Origin of the sequence: Cohnella fermenti, assembly GCF_004801405.1 — a bacterium.
Taxonomy (GTDB): Bacteria; Bacillota; Bacilli; order Paenibacillales; family Paenibacillaceae; genus Cohnella; species Cohnella fermenti.
The window spans coordinates 167,418-184,586 of sequence record NZ_SSOB01000009.1; the positions used below are offsets into that span (position 1 = coordinate 167,418).

Below are 17,169 nucleotides of genomic sequence, written 5' to 3' on the forward strand. Positions count from 1 at the left end.
GCCGCGAGGGCTTGATCTTCCCTCGCGGGTTGACGATAACTCGCCTTCGAGGGGGATAAATCAAGAAATCCCTTGGAGAAGGGATTTCTTGATGGAACCATGGGCGAACGGATGAACGGATGAACGGATGACCAAGGCGACGATTATTGCGGAATCGTTCCTTCTACTCCCTTGACGAACCAGTTCATCTCAAGAATCTCCGCATCGGTCAGAGACTGACCGGAAGCGACCTTCTCGTTGCCCGCCTGATCGTAGATCGGGCCGGTGAACACATTCATGTCGCTGGCGACGAACTTCGCCTTCGTCTCTTCGATGATCGTCTTCGCTTCCGCAGGCACATTCTCGCCGATCGGCGCAATGTCGACCATGCCGTCCTGGAAGTTGCCAAGGTATTGCTCGTTCGTCCAGGTGCCGTCCATAAGCGCCTTAACCTTCTTAACGTAGTACGGGCCCCAGTTCCAGACCGGGTTCGTTAAGTAAGCTTCCGGCGCATAACGCGTCATGTCGGAGTCGTTGCCGCCGGCCATCGCGCCCTTCTCGGCCGCCGCTTGCAGCGAAGCCGGGGAGTCCTGGTAGGCGAGCAGCACGTCGGCGCCCTTGTCGAGCAAGCTGACGGCCGCATTGCGCTCCGTCGTCGGATCGAACCACGTGTTCGTCCATACGACATTAACCTTGATATCCGGATTGACGCTCTGGGCGCCAAGCGTGAACGCGTTGATGTTGTAGATAAGCTCGGGAATCGGGAATGCCGCTACATAGCCGAGCGTGTTGTTCTTCGTCGTCTTGCCCGCCGCGATGCCGCTCAGGTAGCTGGCTTCCCAGTTCTTGCCGAAGTAGGTCGCCATGTTGTCGGCCGTCTTGTAGCCGCCGGCATGCTCGAACTTGACGTTCGGGAACTTCTGGGCGACGTTCAGGGTGTAGTCCATGTAGCCGAAGCTGGTTGTAAAGATGATGTCGTGGTTCTGAGCGAGCTCGCTGATGACGCGCTCCGCATCGGCGCTCTCCGGCACGTTCTCGACCGTGTCCGCCGTAATGCCCAGCTCCTTCTCCATGTACAGACGCCCTTGATCGTGCTGGTACGTCCAGCCGCCGTCTCCCGGAGGTCCGATGTAGACGAAGGCGACGCGGGGATTCGCGATGCCGTTGCCGGAAGCCGATGCGGAAGGAGATTCGCTGGCCGACGACGAGGCCGGCGCCGATTCCGACGGAGATGCGGACCCGTTGGACCCATTGTTGTTATTGCCGCCGCACGCCGACAGAACGCCCGTCAATCCGAACAACAACGCCAGACTAAGAGACCATGACCTTTTTACCTTTTTCATACTGTTCCTCCCCGACTCCCTGTTTTTTTGTCATCTCTATCGGTGCCGCCGCCCGCCTATCCGCAGGTTCCGGCCGGCTCCGAGTCTTCCCTTCGCTCATTCCCAACAGGCGAGAGATTCGAATGGAATTGCGAATGACTTATTTACAATATACGTTCGAGGGAATCCAACGTCAACTTACTTTACATTTAATTGGACTTCACAATAAAATGTACGGGTTTTTATTGTGCACGATGCACCTTTTGCCTAGTTTAATGTTATTTTATATTACATAACCAACATAAACACTCACATTACACAACCAAGTTGCGCCGCACCACGATTCCAATCGCCGGCACCGCCTCATTCCAGCCCCTTCGATTCCGCCAGCGCCACAGCCCGCTCCCAATCCTCGCGAGTATCCACGTCGACGAACAGCGCATCCTCGCACGACTCCAGCAGAAGCCCTCTGCGCGCGCCGCCTTGGAGCAGCCTCCGCGCCCCTTCGTCTCCCGACAACCGGCAGAGCTCCGCGAACATTCCGCGTTTGAACAGAACCGGCGGATGAGCAGCCCCCGATCGGCCGCAAGCGGCGTATTCGGCCTCCTCGTCCAAGCCGAGCGCAAGCAGACGTCCAAGATCGAATGCCGTGACGAACGGCTGATCGGCCAGAACGATCAGGATCGCGTCCGGCGCTCCGGCAAGCGCCCGCTCCAGGCCGCAGCGAATCGAGTGCGACATCCCGAGCGCCGCTTCCGAGCAGCGGACGACGTCCAGCCTGCGGGCGGCCTCGCCCGCCGCAATCCCGGCGAGCCATGCAAGCTCGTCCTCTTCCCGCGTCACCGCGACGATCTCCCCGATGCCCGAACACGCAAGCAGCGCCGCAAGCGCGGCGCCGCCGAGCGCCCTACCGGGCGCAAGCTCGAGGGACAGCTTCGGTTCTCCCATCCGCCGGCTCATTCCCGCCGCCAAATAAACGGCTGTCACCTTCATTCGCACTTCCTCCCGAAGCCCAGTCTGCCGCGCATGAACGACGGACGGCGATCAGCTCCGCCGCAATGCTGACGGCGATCTCCTCCGGCCCGTCGCCGCCGATGTCGAGACCGACCGGCGCGCGGACGAACGGCGGCATGTCGAGACCGTCGAACAGCAGGCGAATTCGTTTGCGCGAGCCCATAACGCCGAGATAAGCCGGAGCGAGCGGAAGCACGGCCTCCAGCATCTCCCGGTCCCGCTGCAGTTGATGCCCGCAGAGAAGCACGAAGTCGCGGCTGCCGACGCCGAGCTCGCGAACGATCGCCTCCGCGTTCCCGGCCGCAAGCTCGGCCGACGGGAACCGCTCCCTCGTCAGCAGCCGCTTCCGCCAATCGGCCACCGCCACACGGAAGCCGACCCGGCCGGCGATCCGGAAGACGGGGTCCACGTCGTCCCCCGCTCCGAACAGAACGAGGCGGGTCCGCGGCTCGAACCGCTGTTCGAAGATCCGTTCGCCCGCCTCTGCCGCCAATCCGGAGTCCGCCCCGGAGAGAGCCGCGCTCCCTCCTTCGTCCGTTCTCCTCATCCGATACTCGATCCGCCCCGCTCTCTTCCAACGGGAGAGCACAACCGCAACTCCCGAATCGTTCGCCCGACAAGCATCGGCAAGCGCCGCTGCCAGTTCTCCGCGAACGGCTTCCATCAGAATGAGCAGCTTCCCGCCGCAGCCGATCGCCTCGCCCCACATCGCATCCTCGTCCGGCTCCAGGTTATAGGAGATCAGCTCCGGCCGCCCGGAATCGAGAATCGGCCGAACCCGCTCCCTCAGATCCGCTTCGAGGCAGCCCGGGCTGATGCTCCCCAGCTCACCGCCCCGCTCCAAGAACAGCATAGCCGCTCCGGCCTTCCGGTAAGAATGGCCCTCCACCCCGATGACCGTGGCCAGAACGGAGGGCCCGCCGCCCAAGGCGGCATATCGCAAAATCTCGTACGCATCCATCCGCTTCCCTCCGCCCCTTCCAATCGCTTAACCGATCCGCGCAAGCAGGCGCTTCAGCGAAAGATCCGCTTCCTTCAGCACGTTCGCCCGGTCGATCGTCTGCACTCTTTTCCCCGCCATAACGACTTGCCCGTCGATCAGAACCGTGTCGACATCGCCGCGCGTCGCCGCATAGACCACTCGGGAGAACAGATCGGCATCGTACGAAGGATACACATGGAAGTCCTCCAGGTCGAGCAATTGAAGATCGGCCAGCTTGCCGACCTCAACGCTGCCGATCTCGTTCTCGAGCCCAAGCACCTCGGCCCCGCCCATTGTCGCCATCCGCAGCACCTTCCTTGCATCCATCACCGTCGGCCCGTGCCGCACCTTCTGGATAAATGCGGTCAACCGCATCTCCTGGTACATGTCGAGGTTGTTGTTGCACGGAGCGCCGTCCGCGCCGATGCCGACCGGAATGCCCCTCGCGAGCAGATCCGGAATGTCCGCCACTCCCGACGCCAGCTTCATGTTCGAGCCGGGACAATGCGTCACCTTGACGCCGCGTTCCCGGATGATCCGCTTCTCCTCTTCGCTCAGCCAGATGCTGTGGGCAAGAATCAGATTCGGCTGCGCAAGCCCGATATGATCGAGATAGACGACATTGCGTTTCCCCCGCTCCGCTTCGACAATCGCAATCTCATCCCGGTTCTCGGACGCATGGGTATGCACCCGAACCCCGTACTGTGCGGACAGATCGCGAACCCCGACGAGCAGCTCTTCCGTGCAGGAGACGACGAATCGCGGGCAGAACGCGTAATGAATGCGGCCGTTTGCCGCGCCGTTCCACTTCTCCAGCAGATCGACACTCTCCCGAAGCGACCGCTCCGTCTGCTCTTGAAGCGGCAGCGGAACCTCGGTTCCGTGATCCATCATCACCTTGCCGGAGATGGCCCGCAGCCCGCTGCTCTCGATTGCCCGGAACGCCGCATCCGTATAATGAACGGTCTCCATGTCCAGAATCGTTGTCGTGCCGCTGCGAATGAGCTCGCCGATGCCGAGCAGCGCCGAATAATAGACGGAGTCCTCCGAATGCGCCGCTTCCATCGGCCAGATTTTGTCGCGGAGCCAGTCGATGAGCGCCAGATCGTCCGCACGGCCGCGGAACAGCGTCTGGCACAGATGAATGTGTGTCTGGACGAAGCCCGGAAGCAGCACCTTGCCGCCCGCGTCGATCACTTCGGTCTCGCCCGGGACGATGTCCGCCCCCAGGTCCCCGCCCACCTTCGCGATGCGATTGCCTTCGATCAGAAGGTCGCCCGTCACGATATCGTTGCTCCCGTTCATCGTCAGAATGACGGCATTGCGAATAAGCTTATCGGCCATAATCGGCGCACCTCCGATGACTTCCCTCTTTGAATTCCTTCTTTATATAGAAGAGACTCTTCCAAGATCAATCTCTCCCAGAGAACAATCCGCCCTGCCCGCCAAGTCAGAGCCGGACGGACGTCGCGTAGTCCTCTCTTCCGAGAACCTTGCGGAACAGGAACACGAGCTTGAGGCGGAGCAGATCGTTGATTCGTTTGAAGTCGACGTCAAGCAGCTCGCCAAGCTTCTCGATCCGGTACGTCGCCGTATTCCGATGAATAAACAGCTTCTTCGCCGTCTCGTTCATCTGGCCGTCGTTGTCGAGATACGTCTCGAGCGTCCGCATCATCTCCTGCACGTATTCCGGGTCCTTGCCCATAAGACCTCCGAGCCAGCGATCGCAATACATCTGCATCCGCTCGCGGGAGACGTGCTCGAACAGGAACGCCAGATCGAGCGTCTCGTAACGGACGAAGCGATCGCCGACTCCCCACTCGTCCGCAAGGCGAAGCGTCTCGAGACATTCGCCCCATGATTCCGTCAATTGCTCGGCCTTGCGCTTCCTGCCGCTGATCGCGATTCTCGCCTCGCCCAACGCTTCCAGCTTGCGCCCCGCCAAGCAGGAGCTCAGCGCCGCCTCGATCGCGGCGCCGTCTTCTTCGGCCTTGTTCGGGAACAAGGAGAACAACCCCTCATCCACAACCATATGCAGGCCTCCAAGCTCCTGCAGCTTGGAATGGCTGAGCACTTCGGTCTTCAACGCCTCGAAGCCGATCGGGCGCTCCCCTCCCGCAAGCTTCGGATAGTCGATCAGCACCCCCAGATAAGGCTGCTCGACAAGGTCGATCTCCCACTTCCCGGCATATTCCTTCACCGTCTCGATCGCCAGCCCATTTTTTAGATGCCGCCTGATCAGCAGACCGAGATCCTTCTGCACGGACAGCTCGAAGTAATCCTCGTAATTGAAGTTCAGATGATAAGAGAGAAGCTCGGACGCCTGCGAGTACAGACTCTCCTCAATCGCAGACAGAATAACCCGCGGGGTAAAAAAAAGCACAAAGCCCGTACACTGCCCCTGCTTCAGGAGGGGAACGCGGAACGCCTGCCACGATTTGTTCTTCACCCAACTGTGGTGCTGATGCCATGGCCACTGGAACAGCAGCTCCTCGTCCGGGATCGCCGACGAATTGTACACCATCTGCCCCCGCGAGCCGATGATCGCGAGCGGTTCCCCGACAATCTCGGCGACGGAATCGAACAACTGCCGAATGTGATCGGGCTGCAAGGCGATGCGCATCAGCCGCACCTGCTTGTCGAGCACCTCCTGCAGGATGCCGGTGCTTCGCTTCATGTCTTCGTTGAACAGCCCGTTCATCTGATCCGAGAATGTGAATTGGAACGGCAATTCAATGAGCGGGAACCCAAGCTCATCCGCACGAGAGATCAGCGCCTCTGGAATCGCGTTCCAGAATCGTCCCAGCTTGATGCCGAAGCCCGAAGCCCCGCACTTGTCGAGCTTGTCGAGCAGATCGGCCGCCGCCTCCGGTTCGTCCTTGATCAGATAGGCGGTCGTGAACAGCATCTCGCCTTCCTTGATCCAATCTGTGATGTCCGGCGCATCCATGACATTGACCGACCTTACGATGCGATTGCCTCCCGACTTCCCCGCGACCAGCTTCGCTTCGGACAACGGATAAACGGATAATGCCTGCTCGACGGTAAGATGCATAGATAGCCCTCCCCAGGAATGTAACGAGATTGCCGCTTGCCCATTCCGTTCATGTTAATTTAAATAACATTTTAGAGGGATATCGCTATATTATCAAGCTTTTATGTCAGTTTATATAACATAAATTCTAATTTATTTTGTGAGAACACCTCAAAACAACCGGCTATTCGTCTTGAGATCCGCCCGTTTTTTGGATATTTTACATCAAATGTTTCTTTTGCCCTTACCCTTGAATCCGCCGCCCGCCCTTCCACACGATCCGCTCCCGCGGCCGATCATAGACGACATCGAGAATGCCGTCCGCCTTCACAAGCACGAGATCGGCCGGCTCGCCTTCCTCCAGCCCCTTCGTCCCGCGGGAACCGAGCGCCTCGGCCGCCCTCGACGTGCACATCTCCGCCAGCAGCCGCGCCTCCCGCGCCGACCCCATGTGGGCCGTCTGGCCGAGCAGCAGCGCGATATCGAGCGGGTCGCCCGTTCCGAACGGCGTGAACGCATTGCGCACGTTGTTCGAGCCGAAGACGACGTTCACTCCGGCATCGAGCAGCAGCTTCACCGGGGTCAATCCCCTGCGCACCCGGTACGCGTCCTGCCGGCCGTTCAGATACAAGTCCGTCGCAGGCAGCGTCATCGCGTGAATGCCGGCTTCCGCCATCCCCGCCGCGATTCGCCTGGCCGTGTCCGGCTCCGCCGAGCCGAGCGAGGTCAGATGGCCGACCGCCACCTTGCCCTGCAGGCCGAACTTCTTCGTAAGCTCGATGACATCCGCGATCGCAAGCTGCTCGGGATCGTCCGAGAAGTCGAGATGAAGATCGACCGGCAGGCCGAAGCTCTCCGCCAAGCGGAACACGTAGTCCAGATGCTCCAGGGAATCCCGGTCATTGTACGGAACCCCGCCGATCGCGTCCGCTCCCGCGCGGGCGGCCTCCTCCAGCAGCTCCGCCGTGCCCGGCTGCCAGAAGATCCCCTCCTGGGGAAAAGCGACCAACTGCAGCTCGATCCGCCCCGCGTATTCCTTCTTCAGCCCGGCGGCCGACTCCCAGCTCATGAGCCGGAGGATCGGATCGATCTCCACCTGCGTCCGCATTCGCGTTACGCCGAACCGGGAGGCCCGGTCAAGCAGGCGGCGCGAGCGGGCCCCGATGTCTTCGGGCGAGTAGCCGCCCTTCAGCGCCGCCGTCATCGCGATCGCTTCCTTCAGGTCGGCCGCCTCGCCGGGCATCCGCTCCGTCAGGAACGCCTTGTCCAGATGGATGTGGGTCTCGACCAGCCCGGGCAACGCAACATAACCGGATGCGTCGAACACCCGCTTCGCCTTCGGCGGCCCGCCGGAAGTGTCGGCCGAGTCGGCCAGGGCAGCTGGGCCGGCTACGCCGGGACGAGCGTCGGGGCGGACAAACTCGATTCGCCCCTCCCGAATTCCGATCTGGACGATCTCGCCCGTCGCGGCGCTCCGGCAGCCTCGGAGCAGCCAATCCAATTCGTTCATTGCGCTCACCTGCCCACAGAGAAGATCCGCCCCCAGCGCCCCGCGAGCGGAGAAGTGTCCAGCCCGAGCATTCGCAGCGACTCCCATGCCGTCACCGACACCGAATCGAGAATCGGAATGCCGTACTCCCACTCCTTCCTCGCGGCGAGTTCGGCGGCGTTCATGTTCGTGCATACGACAGCTACCGCGTCGGGGTTCGCCCGCCGTACCGCCATGTCGATCATCGCGGCGATCTCTCCCTCGGTCACGCCGGCGAACTGCTCGTTGACGGTCAGACCGAAGCCCAGCGAGGCGACGCATTCGATCCCGAAGCTCCGGCAGCCCTCCGCGATTTTCCCGTTTACATCGTCGGTATAAGGCGTAACGAGCGCAAGGCGGCGCACGCCCAGCAGCTCGTAGCTCCGCTTCATCGCCAGCGCCGAGGTCGTCGCCCGAATGCCGGTCTGCCGCTCCATGCTCTCGCACAAGGCGCAATCATGCTCCAGCCCGAGCCAGCTTCCCGAGGTGCCGTTCCACACAAGCGCCTCCACCTTGGCATCCGCAAGCAGGTGCGCCGCCTCCAGCATCGGAGACGCGGCGAACTGGCCGTCCGAGCTCGCGTCCAGCGAGATCTGCGTCACGCGAATGCGCGAGAAGTGAGCCGTGACGCCGGGCAGCTCCTGCATAATCCGGCACGTCACCGGCTCAAGCACCGTATTGGACGACGGAGTCAGCATGCCGATCCGCGCCATGCCGCTCACCCTTCCTGCGGATCGTACAGGACGAAGTCGGCCAGAATGCCGCAGCCCGGAACCCAGAGCTCGCGATTGACCTCGACGGCGGTCATGGCCGGGAAGTGGTCCGCGTCCGCGAACACTTCCTTCAAGGCGTCCATCGCTCCGGCATACAGATTCAGGTCCGTAAAGTAAAGCGTCCCCTTGACGATTCGCTTAAGCTCTACACCCGCCGCATCCGCGATCCGCTTCGCCTTCTGCAGAATGTACGCCATCTGCTGGTAGCCCGCATTGCCGAAGTAAGGCAGCCCCGGCGTCGGCGCCGCCTCCCGCGCAAGCCCTGTCGCCGGATCGGTCGCCATCAGCCCGCTGAAGAAGATCAGGTCGTCCCCCCGCATCGCGGCCGGCTCCTTGCTCTTCGGCGCCCAGCCGCCGGCAACCGGCTTCTTCAGGTGCGCCGCCTCCGGCATCAGAAGCTCCATGCCGATCTCGACCAGACAGCCCTTCGCCCCGATCTCGACGCTCGGCACAAGCGCGCGCGCCGGCGCCTTCAACGAGTCCGGGAACCACTTCGCCCACACATCCTCGAACGCGCAATAATCGGCCGGATCGCTCAGGTAGACGTACGCCTTGACCGCATTGTCGAGGCTTGTGCCCGCCGCTTCGGCCACCTTCTGCAGCCGGCCCAGAATGTAGTCGGTCTGCCTGCCGACCGCCTCGTCGCCCCAGAACAAGCCGCTCGCGCGGGCCTCGGGAGCAAGCGCGGTCAACTCGCCGCCATCCGCCGCCGAGCCCCAGTTGCCCTTCCAGTCGGACGCCAGATCGCCGGAGAGGAACAGCCAATGGTCCGAACGCACGCCTTCCGCGTGGCCGGCGGCCGGCTTCGCCACGTCCGGCGCGGACACCTTGACCGGCAAGCTGCCGTCCTTGCTCCAGCGAGCGGTGAAGTCAACCTCCACCTTCGCGCCTTCGACCAGATGGCCGCGAACGCCGATTCCCGTGCTCGGCGGGCTGACCGTCTGGAAGAACTTCCCCTTCTCCTGTACATACCGCTTGTTGTTGACCGTCAGATCGCCCTTCTTGTACGACTCCGACTTCATGTCGGCCGCATACCATTGATTAACGCGAACAACCTGCTTCGGGTCGAGCCCCGCCGCTTCCGCGATCGAGCCGACGCGGCCGTAGAGCGCGGCCGCCTGCTTGCCGATGGCGTTCGAATAATGCGGGAACGCCGCCGGCACAACCGCTTCCGGCGCCAGGCCGGAGACGAGGTCGGACGCCGATTGGCCCGAGAAGAACAGCCAATCGCCCGCCCGAACGGCAGGAGAATAAGGAATGGCCGGCTGCGGCATTCCTTCCGGCCGGATGACTTGGATTTTCGTATCGCTCATGAATGAGACACCTCCGGATGCTTGCTGTAGTTAAATCAGGATAAGGTCGCCAGATAACGGATCAACTCTTCGGTCAGCCGCTCCGGTGCGAGCTTGTGAACCTCATGCCCGACATCCTCGTAGCGGACGACGCCGACCCCGGGATTCATCGCCTTCAGCTCATCTTCCGCCTCCTGCGGAATAAGCGGCGAAGCGCCCGCCGCGATCAGAAGCGCGGGAATCTTAAGCATGCGATAGTAGGCATGGAACGGATCGCGGTTCATCGCTTCGTACGAGCCGACAATCGCCGCTTCGGAGCACTCTCTCAGCTCCTTGGCCTTGCGCTCGTAGTCGAAGCCCGGCGCGGTATAGTAGGAGCGGAAGCGGGCCATATCGCCCGCCTCCAGCGCCCGCTTCGGCTCCAGGAACCGGCCGATCGGCATTGGGAACGGCGGTCGGCCGGGGCCGGAGAGCGGCGGATCGATCAGCACGACGGCGCCGAGCAGGTCCGGATAGAGCGCCGCGAACGAACAGGCCGCGCGGCCTCCCATCGAATGGCCGACGAGCACCGGCTTCTCCGCATGACCGGAGAAGCCGTTCCAGACGGCGAGCAGGTCCAGCGCGTAATCGAGCGCGCCGTAGCCCTTCTCCGGCTTGTCGGAACCGCCGCGCCCCCTCAGATCAAGCGCATAAGCGCCATATTCGGCGGGCAGCCCTCGCATAATCGGCACGAACGCCTCGGCATTCTCCGTGATGCCGTGGATAAACAGGACAGGCCGGCCTTGCTCATGACCGGAGGCAAGCAGGCGCAGCTTGCCCGCCGGCCCCGTCACCGTCAGCTCGCGAATGCCCCGCGCCCCGTTCGCCGCCTCGTCTCGAACGCCTTCTCCCCCAGCCGCGCTCCAGACCCCCTCCATCCGGCTCACGCCTTCTCCGCCGGCACGGCGAAGTCGGGCTTATAGCCGAATTGCTCCGCGTACCTGAAGTACCGCTTCGCCAGCCACTTGTTGAGCTGCGGCAGCGTTCGCTCGAGCGCCGCATAACGCCCGCGGCGGGATAATTGGGACTTCAGTCCCTTCTGCAGCGAGGCGTTCGCCGCAAGATCCTGCTCGTTGATCTCCTGGATGCTGTCGTTCGCTTGCTTGTAGCGCTCCTCGAAGTCCGGCAGCGCCACCGTCTCCGGCGGATACATCAGACCGGAACGGAAGAAGATCTTGCCCGGACCCTGAGGAAGAATAATATTCCAGAACACCTGGTCCGGCATCAGACCGAGCGTGAGCATCGGCGGCACCGACGCGATCGTCATCTTCTGGCGCTGCTCGGGCGTCAGCGTCGAGATCGGCGGGAAGTTCGCCGTCATGTCCGGCGAGAAGCCTGCGTCCATATGCGTGAAGCCGGTCGGGTGCATAATCTGCCCGTCGTCCTCGTCGAAGTCGACGAAGCCGGCAAGCTGACTCGGCGCGAAGTCGTGCGGCCCCTTGTGCAGATAGTTCGTATGGTACGGCTCGAGCGACGACTCGATCATGATTTTCCAATTCCACTCGCAGTTGTCGATATCGACGAACGGCATGGACACGAGCTCGTTCAGCCGGTAGTTCTTCATCTCCTCGTCGAGCTTCGTCAGCGTCGGCGCAAGCGGCTCGGCGTTCTCGTCGAAGTTGACGAAGATAAAGCCGTTCCAGATCTCCGTCTTCAGATGCGGGAGGCTGTGGTCGTGGCGCAGAATGTCGAACGGTTCGATCCGGATCATCTCCGGCGCGGAGACGAGTTCGCCGTCCAGACCGTACGTCCACCAGTGCAGCGGACAGCGGAAGTTCTTGCAATTGCCGGAGCCTTCGGCGACGAGATGGCCGCGGTGCTGGCACACCGCCGAGATGACGTGAATCTCCCCCTTCTTGTCGCGGGTGACGAGCAGCGGGTCGTCATGGATCGCAATCGAATAGTAGTCTCCGGGATTCGGCACTTGCTCCTGACGCCCGACGCACAGCCAGCTCTTGCCGTATATCGCCTGCTTCTCGAACTCGAAGAACTCCTCTGCGATATAAACCTCAGGCGGCATGGAGCGCGCCTCCTTCGATTCGATCAGAGAAGGGCCCAGGTCATCCAATATGGAAAATACGGTTGCAGACGGTTTATAGGACATGAGAGATTCCTCCTTCGTTATGGTTGAGTGTTCTGCGATGCTTGCTCTGCGGCCGGCCGCTCGGCCTCAAACGGGAATGAACGGCTCTCTCAGCTCGAACAGCTTCTCGGCCGCCTCCTGCGCCTCCAGGCGGATCGCCTCCGCATCGCCCGTCAGCAGCTTGCGTTCCCGCACGATCGGCTTGCCGTCGATAAACACATGGCTGACATCGGAGCCCGAAGCCGAGTAGACAAGGTTGCTGACCGCGTTGTTGTACTTGCCGCGAATGATCGGCGTCAGGTGGTGCTTGCGGAAGTCGACCATAATCAGGTCCGCCTTCTTGCCGATCTCGAGCGACCCGATCTCCTTGTCGAGCCCAAGCGCCTTCGCTCCGTCGATCGTCGCCATCCGCAGCGCAACTTCCGCCGGAATAGCCGTCGCATCGAGCAGCCTGGCCTTCTGAAGCAGAGGAACGTACTTCATCTCCTCGAGCATGTCCAGGCTGTTGTTCTCCTTCACCCCGTCCGTCCCGATGCCGACATTCACGCCCAGATCCAGCAGCTCCTTGATCGGAGCGATGCCCGACGCCAGCTTCAGATTGCTGACCGGACAGTGGGCGACGGACGTCCCCGTCTTCGCCAGCAGCTCCATCTCCGAGTCCTGAAGCCATACGCAGTGAGCGAGCACCGTCTTCGGCCCGAGAATTCCCCGATCGTAGAACAGCTCCACCGGCCAGCGCCCGGTCTCGGCGTGCAGCCGGCGCGCCATCGCGATCGATTCCTCGCCGTGCGTGTGAATGCCGGTATCGTACTTCTCCGCCAGCTTCGCGGCCCGACGGTAGGCATCCTCCGTGCAATAAGTCAGATGCTCAAGCGCGAACCACACCTGGATGCGGCCGTTCGCCGTCCTGTTGCGCTCCTCGACGAGCCGGATGTTCTTGTCGAGCGATTCGAAGTAATCCATCCCCGGCTTATCGACCACATAAGGAGCAAGCGTCGCCCGCAATCCCAACTGCTCCGCCGCGTCCGCGCAGCGATGCATGAAGCGGTACATATCCATGACGCACGTCGTCCCCGCCAGCAGCCCTTCCGTATAGCTGAGGCGCGCCGCCGCGTAAGCCAACTCGTCCGTTAGCGCCCGATGCTTCGGGTCGACGTATTTGGTCAGCCATTCGAAGACGGGCAAGTCCTCCGCCGTGCCGCGGATAAGTCCCGAATGCAGATGAAGATTGACAAGTCCCGGAAGCACGACGTGCCCCGCCGCATCCAGCTTCTCTATGTTCGAGTACTTCGCCTCCAGCACGGCCGCCTCTCCGACATCGGCGATTCTCCCCTGCTCGATCAGCACCGCACCGACCTCGATCACTTCGTTTGTCTCGTTGACGGTCAGAACCGTGCCGCCCGTAATAAGCAAGCTGTCATTCATCGCTGTATCCCCCCGGCTCATTGAATGGTGTACCCGCCGTCGGCCAACATCGCGCTGCCGGTCACGAAGGACGCAAGCGGACTCGCGAGGAAAAGAATGCACCCGGCAATCTCCGAAGGTTCGCCGAGCCGTCCGAGCGGATGCATCCCGATCAGATCGTCGAGCGTTCCTTGCGGCCCCCTGCGCCCCTCGAACTGCCGGCGGAGCAGCGGCGTATCGATCGCCCCCGGGCAGACGCAGTTCACCCGCACGCCGTCCTTCGCCGTCTCCAGCGCCAGGCTGCGCGTGAAGTTCACAACCGCCGCCTTGGAGGCCGTATAAGCGGTGAAGGAGGACGCCCCGACGAATGCCAACTGCGAAGCGGTGTTGACAATGCTGCCGCGCGACTCCTTCAGCAGCGGCAGCGCCTCCTTGCAACTGAGGAACACACTCTTCAGGTTCACGCCCATGACGCGATCCCACGCCTCTTCGGTCGTCTCCTCCAGCGTCGCGACGCATTCGATGCCCGCATTGTTGATCAGAACATCGAGCGCCCTCCAGCGTTCCTTCAACATCGCGTACGCGGCGGACAACTGCGAAGAGTCGGCCAGGTCTGCCGGATATTCCAGCAGCCCCGCTTCTTCCCGCACCTCCTTGAAGGCGATATCGAACACCGCCACGTCGGCGCCCGCCTCCCGGAACGCCGTCACAGTCGCGGCGCCGATCCCCGATGCGCCTCCCGCGACCAGAACCTTCTTGCCCTTATACGAATACATTCGCTCACCCCTCCCCGCCGAGCCTCAGCCGCTTCCATTCATTGCAGCACGGCTGCCCCAGCGTGTACCTCATCTCCGCTTCCGCGAGATCCCAGATCATCCCGCTCACCGTATCGTGAGGCAGCGGCGCATTCGAGCGGCCGCTCCGCACGCCGTGGGCGCACACGCTTCCGAGCGCGCTGCCGTCCTCATTCTCATGCATCCGCAACAAATATTCGATGTTGGCTATCGCTTCCGAAGCGTCCAGCTTCTTGCCGCCAAGCCCGCTGAGCACCGACTCCGCCCGCTCGAGCCGAAGCTGTCGGTCCCTGCTGACGTCCGCGCTCTGAAGCTCCTGCTCCGCCCGGAACAAGCCGAACGACTGATTGCTCCTGGCCGCCCAGCCTTGCGCGGTCGCATCCTGCCAAGCCGTGTAGCCCTGGCTGTGCTCGAAGACGTACAAGCCTCCCCGGCGATCTACGATCACATGACTCCCGCCGATGGAGATCTCTTCCGCCGCGTCGAACCGTTCCTGCATAAGCGCCAGCGCCTCCTCCGCCGTTGCACAGCGGGCGAGCACTTCCGCCTGCACCTTGCCCCGCAGGTCGCCGCGCCAGAAGCCCTCCTTCTTCTCCTTCTCTCCGGGTACGCTATAGCCGAAGAAGGAGCTGATCAGCAGGAGTCCCTTCTCGTTCATCCCCGAATTGATCCCCGTCTGGGGCAGCAGCCCGAAGGCGAGCGAAGAATAGCCGTCTTCGCTTCCCGCCACACCGTGCCAATAGCCGACAGGAGGGTTATCCGCATTCTTGAAGCCGTATACGCAAAGCTGGTCGGATGGATCGATGATAACAAGCGCCCCTATGGTGCACATGGTCTCCCCTCTTTTCTCCTGTCTTTCCCTTGTCTTTCCCCTCTCGTCACTGTCCGCCGGCCGACCTTAGAAGTTCGGGTAACTTCTCTCCATGCGCATCCGGTTATAATCGATCTTCGTCCGCAGCGCCGCTTCGTTCAGCAATCGGAACGAGGCCGCCTGGCCGGCAAGCGCCGCCTTCTCCTCGTCCACATTCACGAGCTTGCCGTCCTTGACGACAACCTTGCCGCCGACAATCGTCATGTCGACCGTCTGCGACAGCCCCGTCAGCACCGGCAGCGCCGCATCGTCATGAAGAGCGCCGGCGAAGCCGAGCTGACGCGTGTCGATCATGAACATATCGGCTGCCTTGCCGACCTCGAGCGAGCCGATGTCGTCCTCCCAGCCGAGAACCCTGGCCGAGCCGCGGGTCGCGATGCGGAGACAATCCTCTGCGCCGAGCGCCGTCGGGCCGTGCATCAGATTGTGCAGCAGGTGCGCGACCCTCACCTCAAGCAGCATGTTGGAGCCGTCGTTGGAAGCCGATCCATCCACCCCCATGCCGACCTTGACTCCTTTCTCGAGCATTTTCACAATTGGCATGACGCCGGAGCCCATCTTCATATTGCTCGTCGGGCAGTGCGCCACCCCGCACTGATGCGTGTGCAGATGACCGATCTCATCGTCATTAAAATAAATGCCGTGAGCATACCAGACGTCGCTGCCGACCCAGCCGTTCTGCTCCATGAAGTCAAGCGGCCTCATGCCCAGCTTCTCGAGGCAGAATTGATCCTCGTCCTTCGTCTCCGCCAGATGCGTGTGCATCCGAACACCGTAGCTGCGCGCCAGCGCTGCCGATTCCTTCAGCAGATCGGCTGTAATCGAGAAGGGCGAGCACGGAGCGACGCCGACGCGCACCATCGCGAACCGCTTCGGATCGTGGTACGTCTCGATAAGCCTGCGCGAATCGCGAAGAATGATGTCCTCCGTCTGGCACACCTCGTCCGGCGGGAGCCCTCCCTTCGAGCGCCCGAGGCTCATCGAGCCGCGAGTCGGGAAGAAGCGGATGCCAAGCTCCCCGGCCGCGCGGATCTCCTCGTCGATCATCTCCCCGCTGACTCCGTTCGGGAAGCAGTAGAAGTGGTCGGCCGCCGTCGTGCAGCCGCTCTTGAGCAGCTCCCCAAGCCCAACGACCGCACTTGCATAGATATCCTCCGGTCGCAGATGGCGCCAGATGTCATATAAAGTAACAAGCCAATCAAACAACTCCGTCTTTTGAACAAAAGGGATGTTGCGCGTCAAATTCTGATAGAGGTGATGATGCGTGTTGATAAGCCCCGGGTACACAATCTTGTCGCGGGCGTCGATCACCGTATCGGCAGCCTCATAGGGCAAGTCATAGCCGATTGCCACAATCTGCTGATCGACCGCGTACAAGCTCCCTCCCGGATACTGGCGCCGCTCCCCGTCCATCGTGATAATGTTCTTCGCGTTGCGAATCCATAACGTCCCCAACCAGGTAACCCCCTTTTCGTCGAAGACCGAATCGCCCGGCCAACCGCCCCTGTCTCCTTGGCAGGACTTGCGAATAGGCCATCGGCGATTCAAGAAAGGCCGCGTCCGAACCGTCGTTCCGCCATCCTTTTAAACCTTTGCAGGTTAGCCTTGTGCCCATTGTATAAGCATCCAATTCGACGCTTCAACGCTTCGGAGACTTTTTTGTCAGTTTTAATAACACAACATCCGGATTTTTGGTTGTTTTGCACGGAATATTTATCTTCAGCGTAATGAATGATGACATTTCCGTCCAAATTAAAAAGCTTCATCGCCGCGCCTGCCATATCCGTTGGAACAAACTTGCAGCAAACCACATCGGAATTCGAAAGGATTTTATTGTAAAAAATGAGCTAAAAAGGAGCTCTATCGAAGATCATTCTTTTTGCAAACACAGTTTCTTATCCCTTCTGCTCAGTTCCGCCCCTCCAGCGCCTGCAGCCCCCCCTAGTTGCGCCACACGGCGCCTTATCCCCGCTGTTCAGTTTCGCCCATTTCGCCCCCCTCCCTGCCTGAGGGTGCCTTATCCCTCTCGCTCAGTTTCGCTGTCACACCGTACG

Annotated in this window: 14 protein-coding genes; all 14 read right to left on the reverse strand. The window is 61.6% G+C overall.

From position 1 onward, the window contains the following. Positions 1–143: 143 nt before the first annotated feature. The 14 genes from E6C55_RS09365 to E6C55_RS09430 all read right to left on the reverse strand — a co-directional run bounded on the left by E6C55_RS09365 (position 144) and on the right by E6C55_RS09430 (position 16,570). On the reverse strand, positions 144–1,322 hold the full coding sequence (locus tag E6C55_RS09365; RefSeq protein ID WP_136369517.1) for a BMP family ABC transporter substrate-binding protein: 1,179 nt from the start codon (positions 1,320–1,322) through the stop codon (positions 144–146). Between the two features lie 342 nt (positions 1,323–1,664). Continuing rightward, entirely contained in the window at positions 1,665–2,294 is a 630-nt protein-coding gene (locus tag E6C55_RS09370) for a nucleotidyltransferase family protein (RefSeq protein WP_136369518.1), read from the reverse strand. Then, positions 2,209–3,276 (reverse strand): XdhC family protein, encoded by a 1,068-nt coding sequence (locus E6C55_RS09375; protein ID WP_136369519.1) that lies wholly within the window; start codon positions 3,274–3,276, stop codon positions 2,209–2,211. The genes E6C55_RS09370 and E6C55_RS09375 overlap by 86 nt, the downstream gene beginning before the upstream one ends. Positions 3,277–3,303: 27 nt before the next feature. Further along, entirely contained in the window at positions 3,304–4,641 is a 1,338-nt protein-coding gene (locus E6C55_RS09380) for a 5'-deoxyadenosine deaminase (protein WP_136369520.1), read from the reverse strand. A gap of 106 nt (positions 4,642–4,747) precedes the next feature. Continuing rightward, positions 4,748–6,352: a PucR family transcriptional regulator gene (locus E6C55_RS09385; protein WP_136369521.1), complete on the reverse strand. Its 1,605-nt coding sequence runs from the start codon at positions 6,350–6,352 to the stop codon at positions 4,748–4,750. A gap of 223 nt (positions 6,353–6,575) precedes the next feature. Then, positions 6,576–7,841: an amidohydrolase family protein gene (locus E6C55_RS09390; protein WP_136369522.1), complete on the reverse strand. Its 1,266-nt coding sequence runs from the start codon at positions 7,839–7,841 to the stop codon at positions 6,576–6,578. Between the two features lie 5 nt (positions 7,842–7,846). Beyond that, the gene (locus E6C55_RS09395; protein WP_136369523.1) at positions 7,847–8,572 is read right to left on the reverse strand and encodes a maleate cis-trans isomerase family protein; all 726 of its coding nucleotides are present in this window, start codon (positions 8,570–8,572) and stop codon (positions 7,847–7,849) included. 5 nt (positions 8,573–8,577) lie between these two features. Then, on the reverse strand, positions 8,578–9,945 hold the full coding sequence (locus E6C55_RS09400; protein WP_136369524.1) for a RidA family protein: 1,368 nt from the start codon (positions 9,943–9,945) through the stop codon (positions 8,578–8,580). Between the two features lie 35 nt (positions 9,946–9,980). Further along, on the reverse strand, positions 9,981–10,841 hold the full coding sequence (locus E6C55_RS09405) for an alpha/beta fold hydrolase (protein ID WP_136369525.1): 861 nt from the start codon (positions 10,839–10,841) through the stop codon (positions 9,981–9,983). 5 nt (positions 10,842–10,846) lie between these two features. Then, positions 10,847–12,067: an aromatic ring-hydroxylating oxygenase subunit alpha gene (locus E6C55_RS09410; RefSeq protein ID WP_136369526.1), complete on the reverse strand. Its 1,221-nt coding sequence runs from the start codon at positions 12,065–12,067 to the stop codon at positions 10,847–10,849. A gap of 66 nt (positions 12,068–12,133) precedes the next feature. Beyond that, a complete protein-coding gene (locus E6C55_RS09415; protein WP_136369527.1) occupies positions 12,134–13,471 on the reverse strand; it encodes an amidohydrolase in 1,338 nt (445 codons plus the stop codon). A gap of 17 nt (positions 13,472–13,488) precedes the next feature. After that, positions 13,489–14,226, reverse strand: a complete 738-nt coding sequence (locus E6C55_RS09420; protein WP_136369528.1) for an SDR family NAD(P)-dependent oxidoreductase — start codon at positions 14,224–14,226, stop codon at positions 13,489–13,491. A 4-nt stretch (positions 14,227–14,230) separates the two neighbouring features. Next, a complete protein-coding gene (locus E6C55_RS09425; RefSeq protein WP_136369529.1) occupies positions 14,231–15,076 on the reverse strand; it encodes a carcinine hydrolase/isopenicillin-N N-acyltransferase family protein in 846 nt (281 codons plus the stop codon). Positions 15,077–15,142: 66 nt separating this feature from the next. Beyond that, the gene (locus tag E6C55_RS09430; RefSeq protein WP_136369530.1) at positions 15,143–16,570 is read right to left on the reverse strand and encodes an 8-oxoguanine deaminase; all 1,428 of its coding nucleotides are present in this window, start codon (positions 16,568–16,570) and stop codon (positions 15,143–15,145) included. Positions 16,571–17,169: the final 599 nt, after the last annotated feature.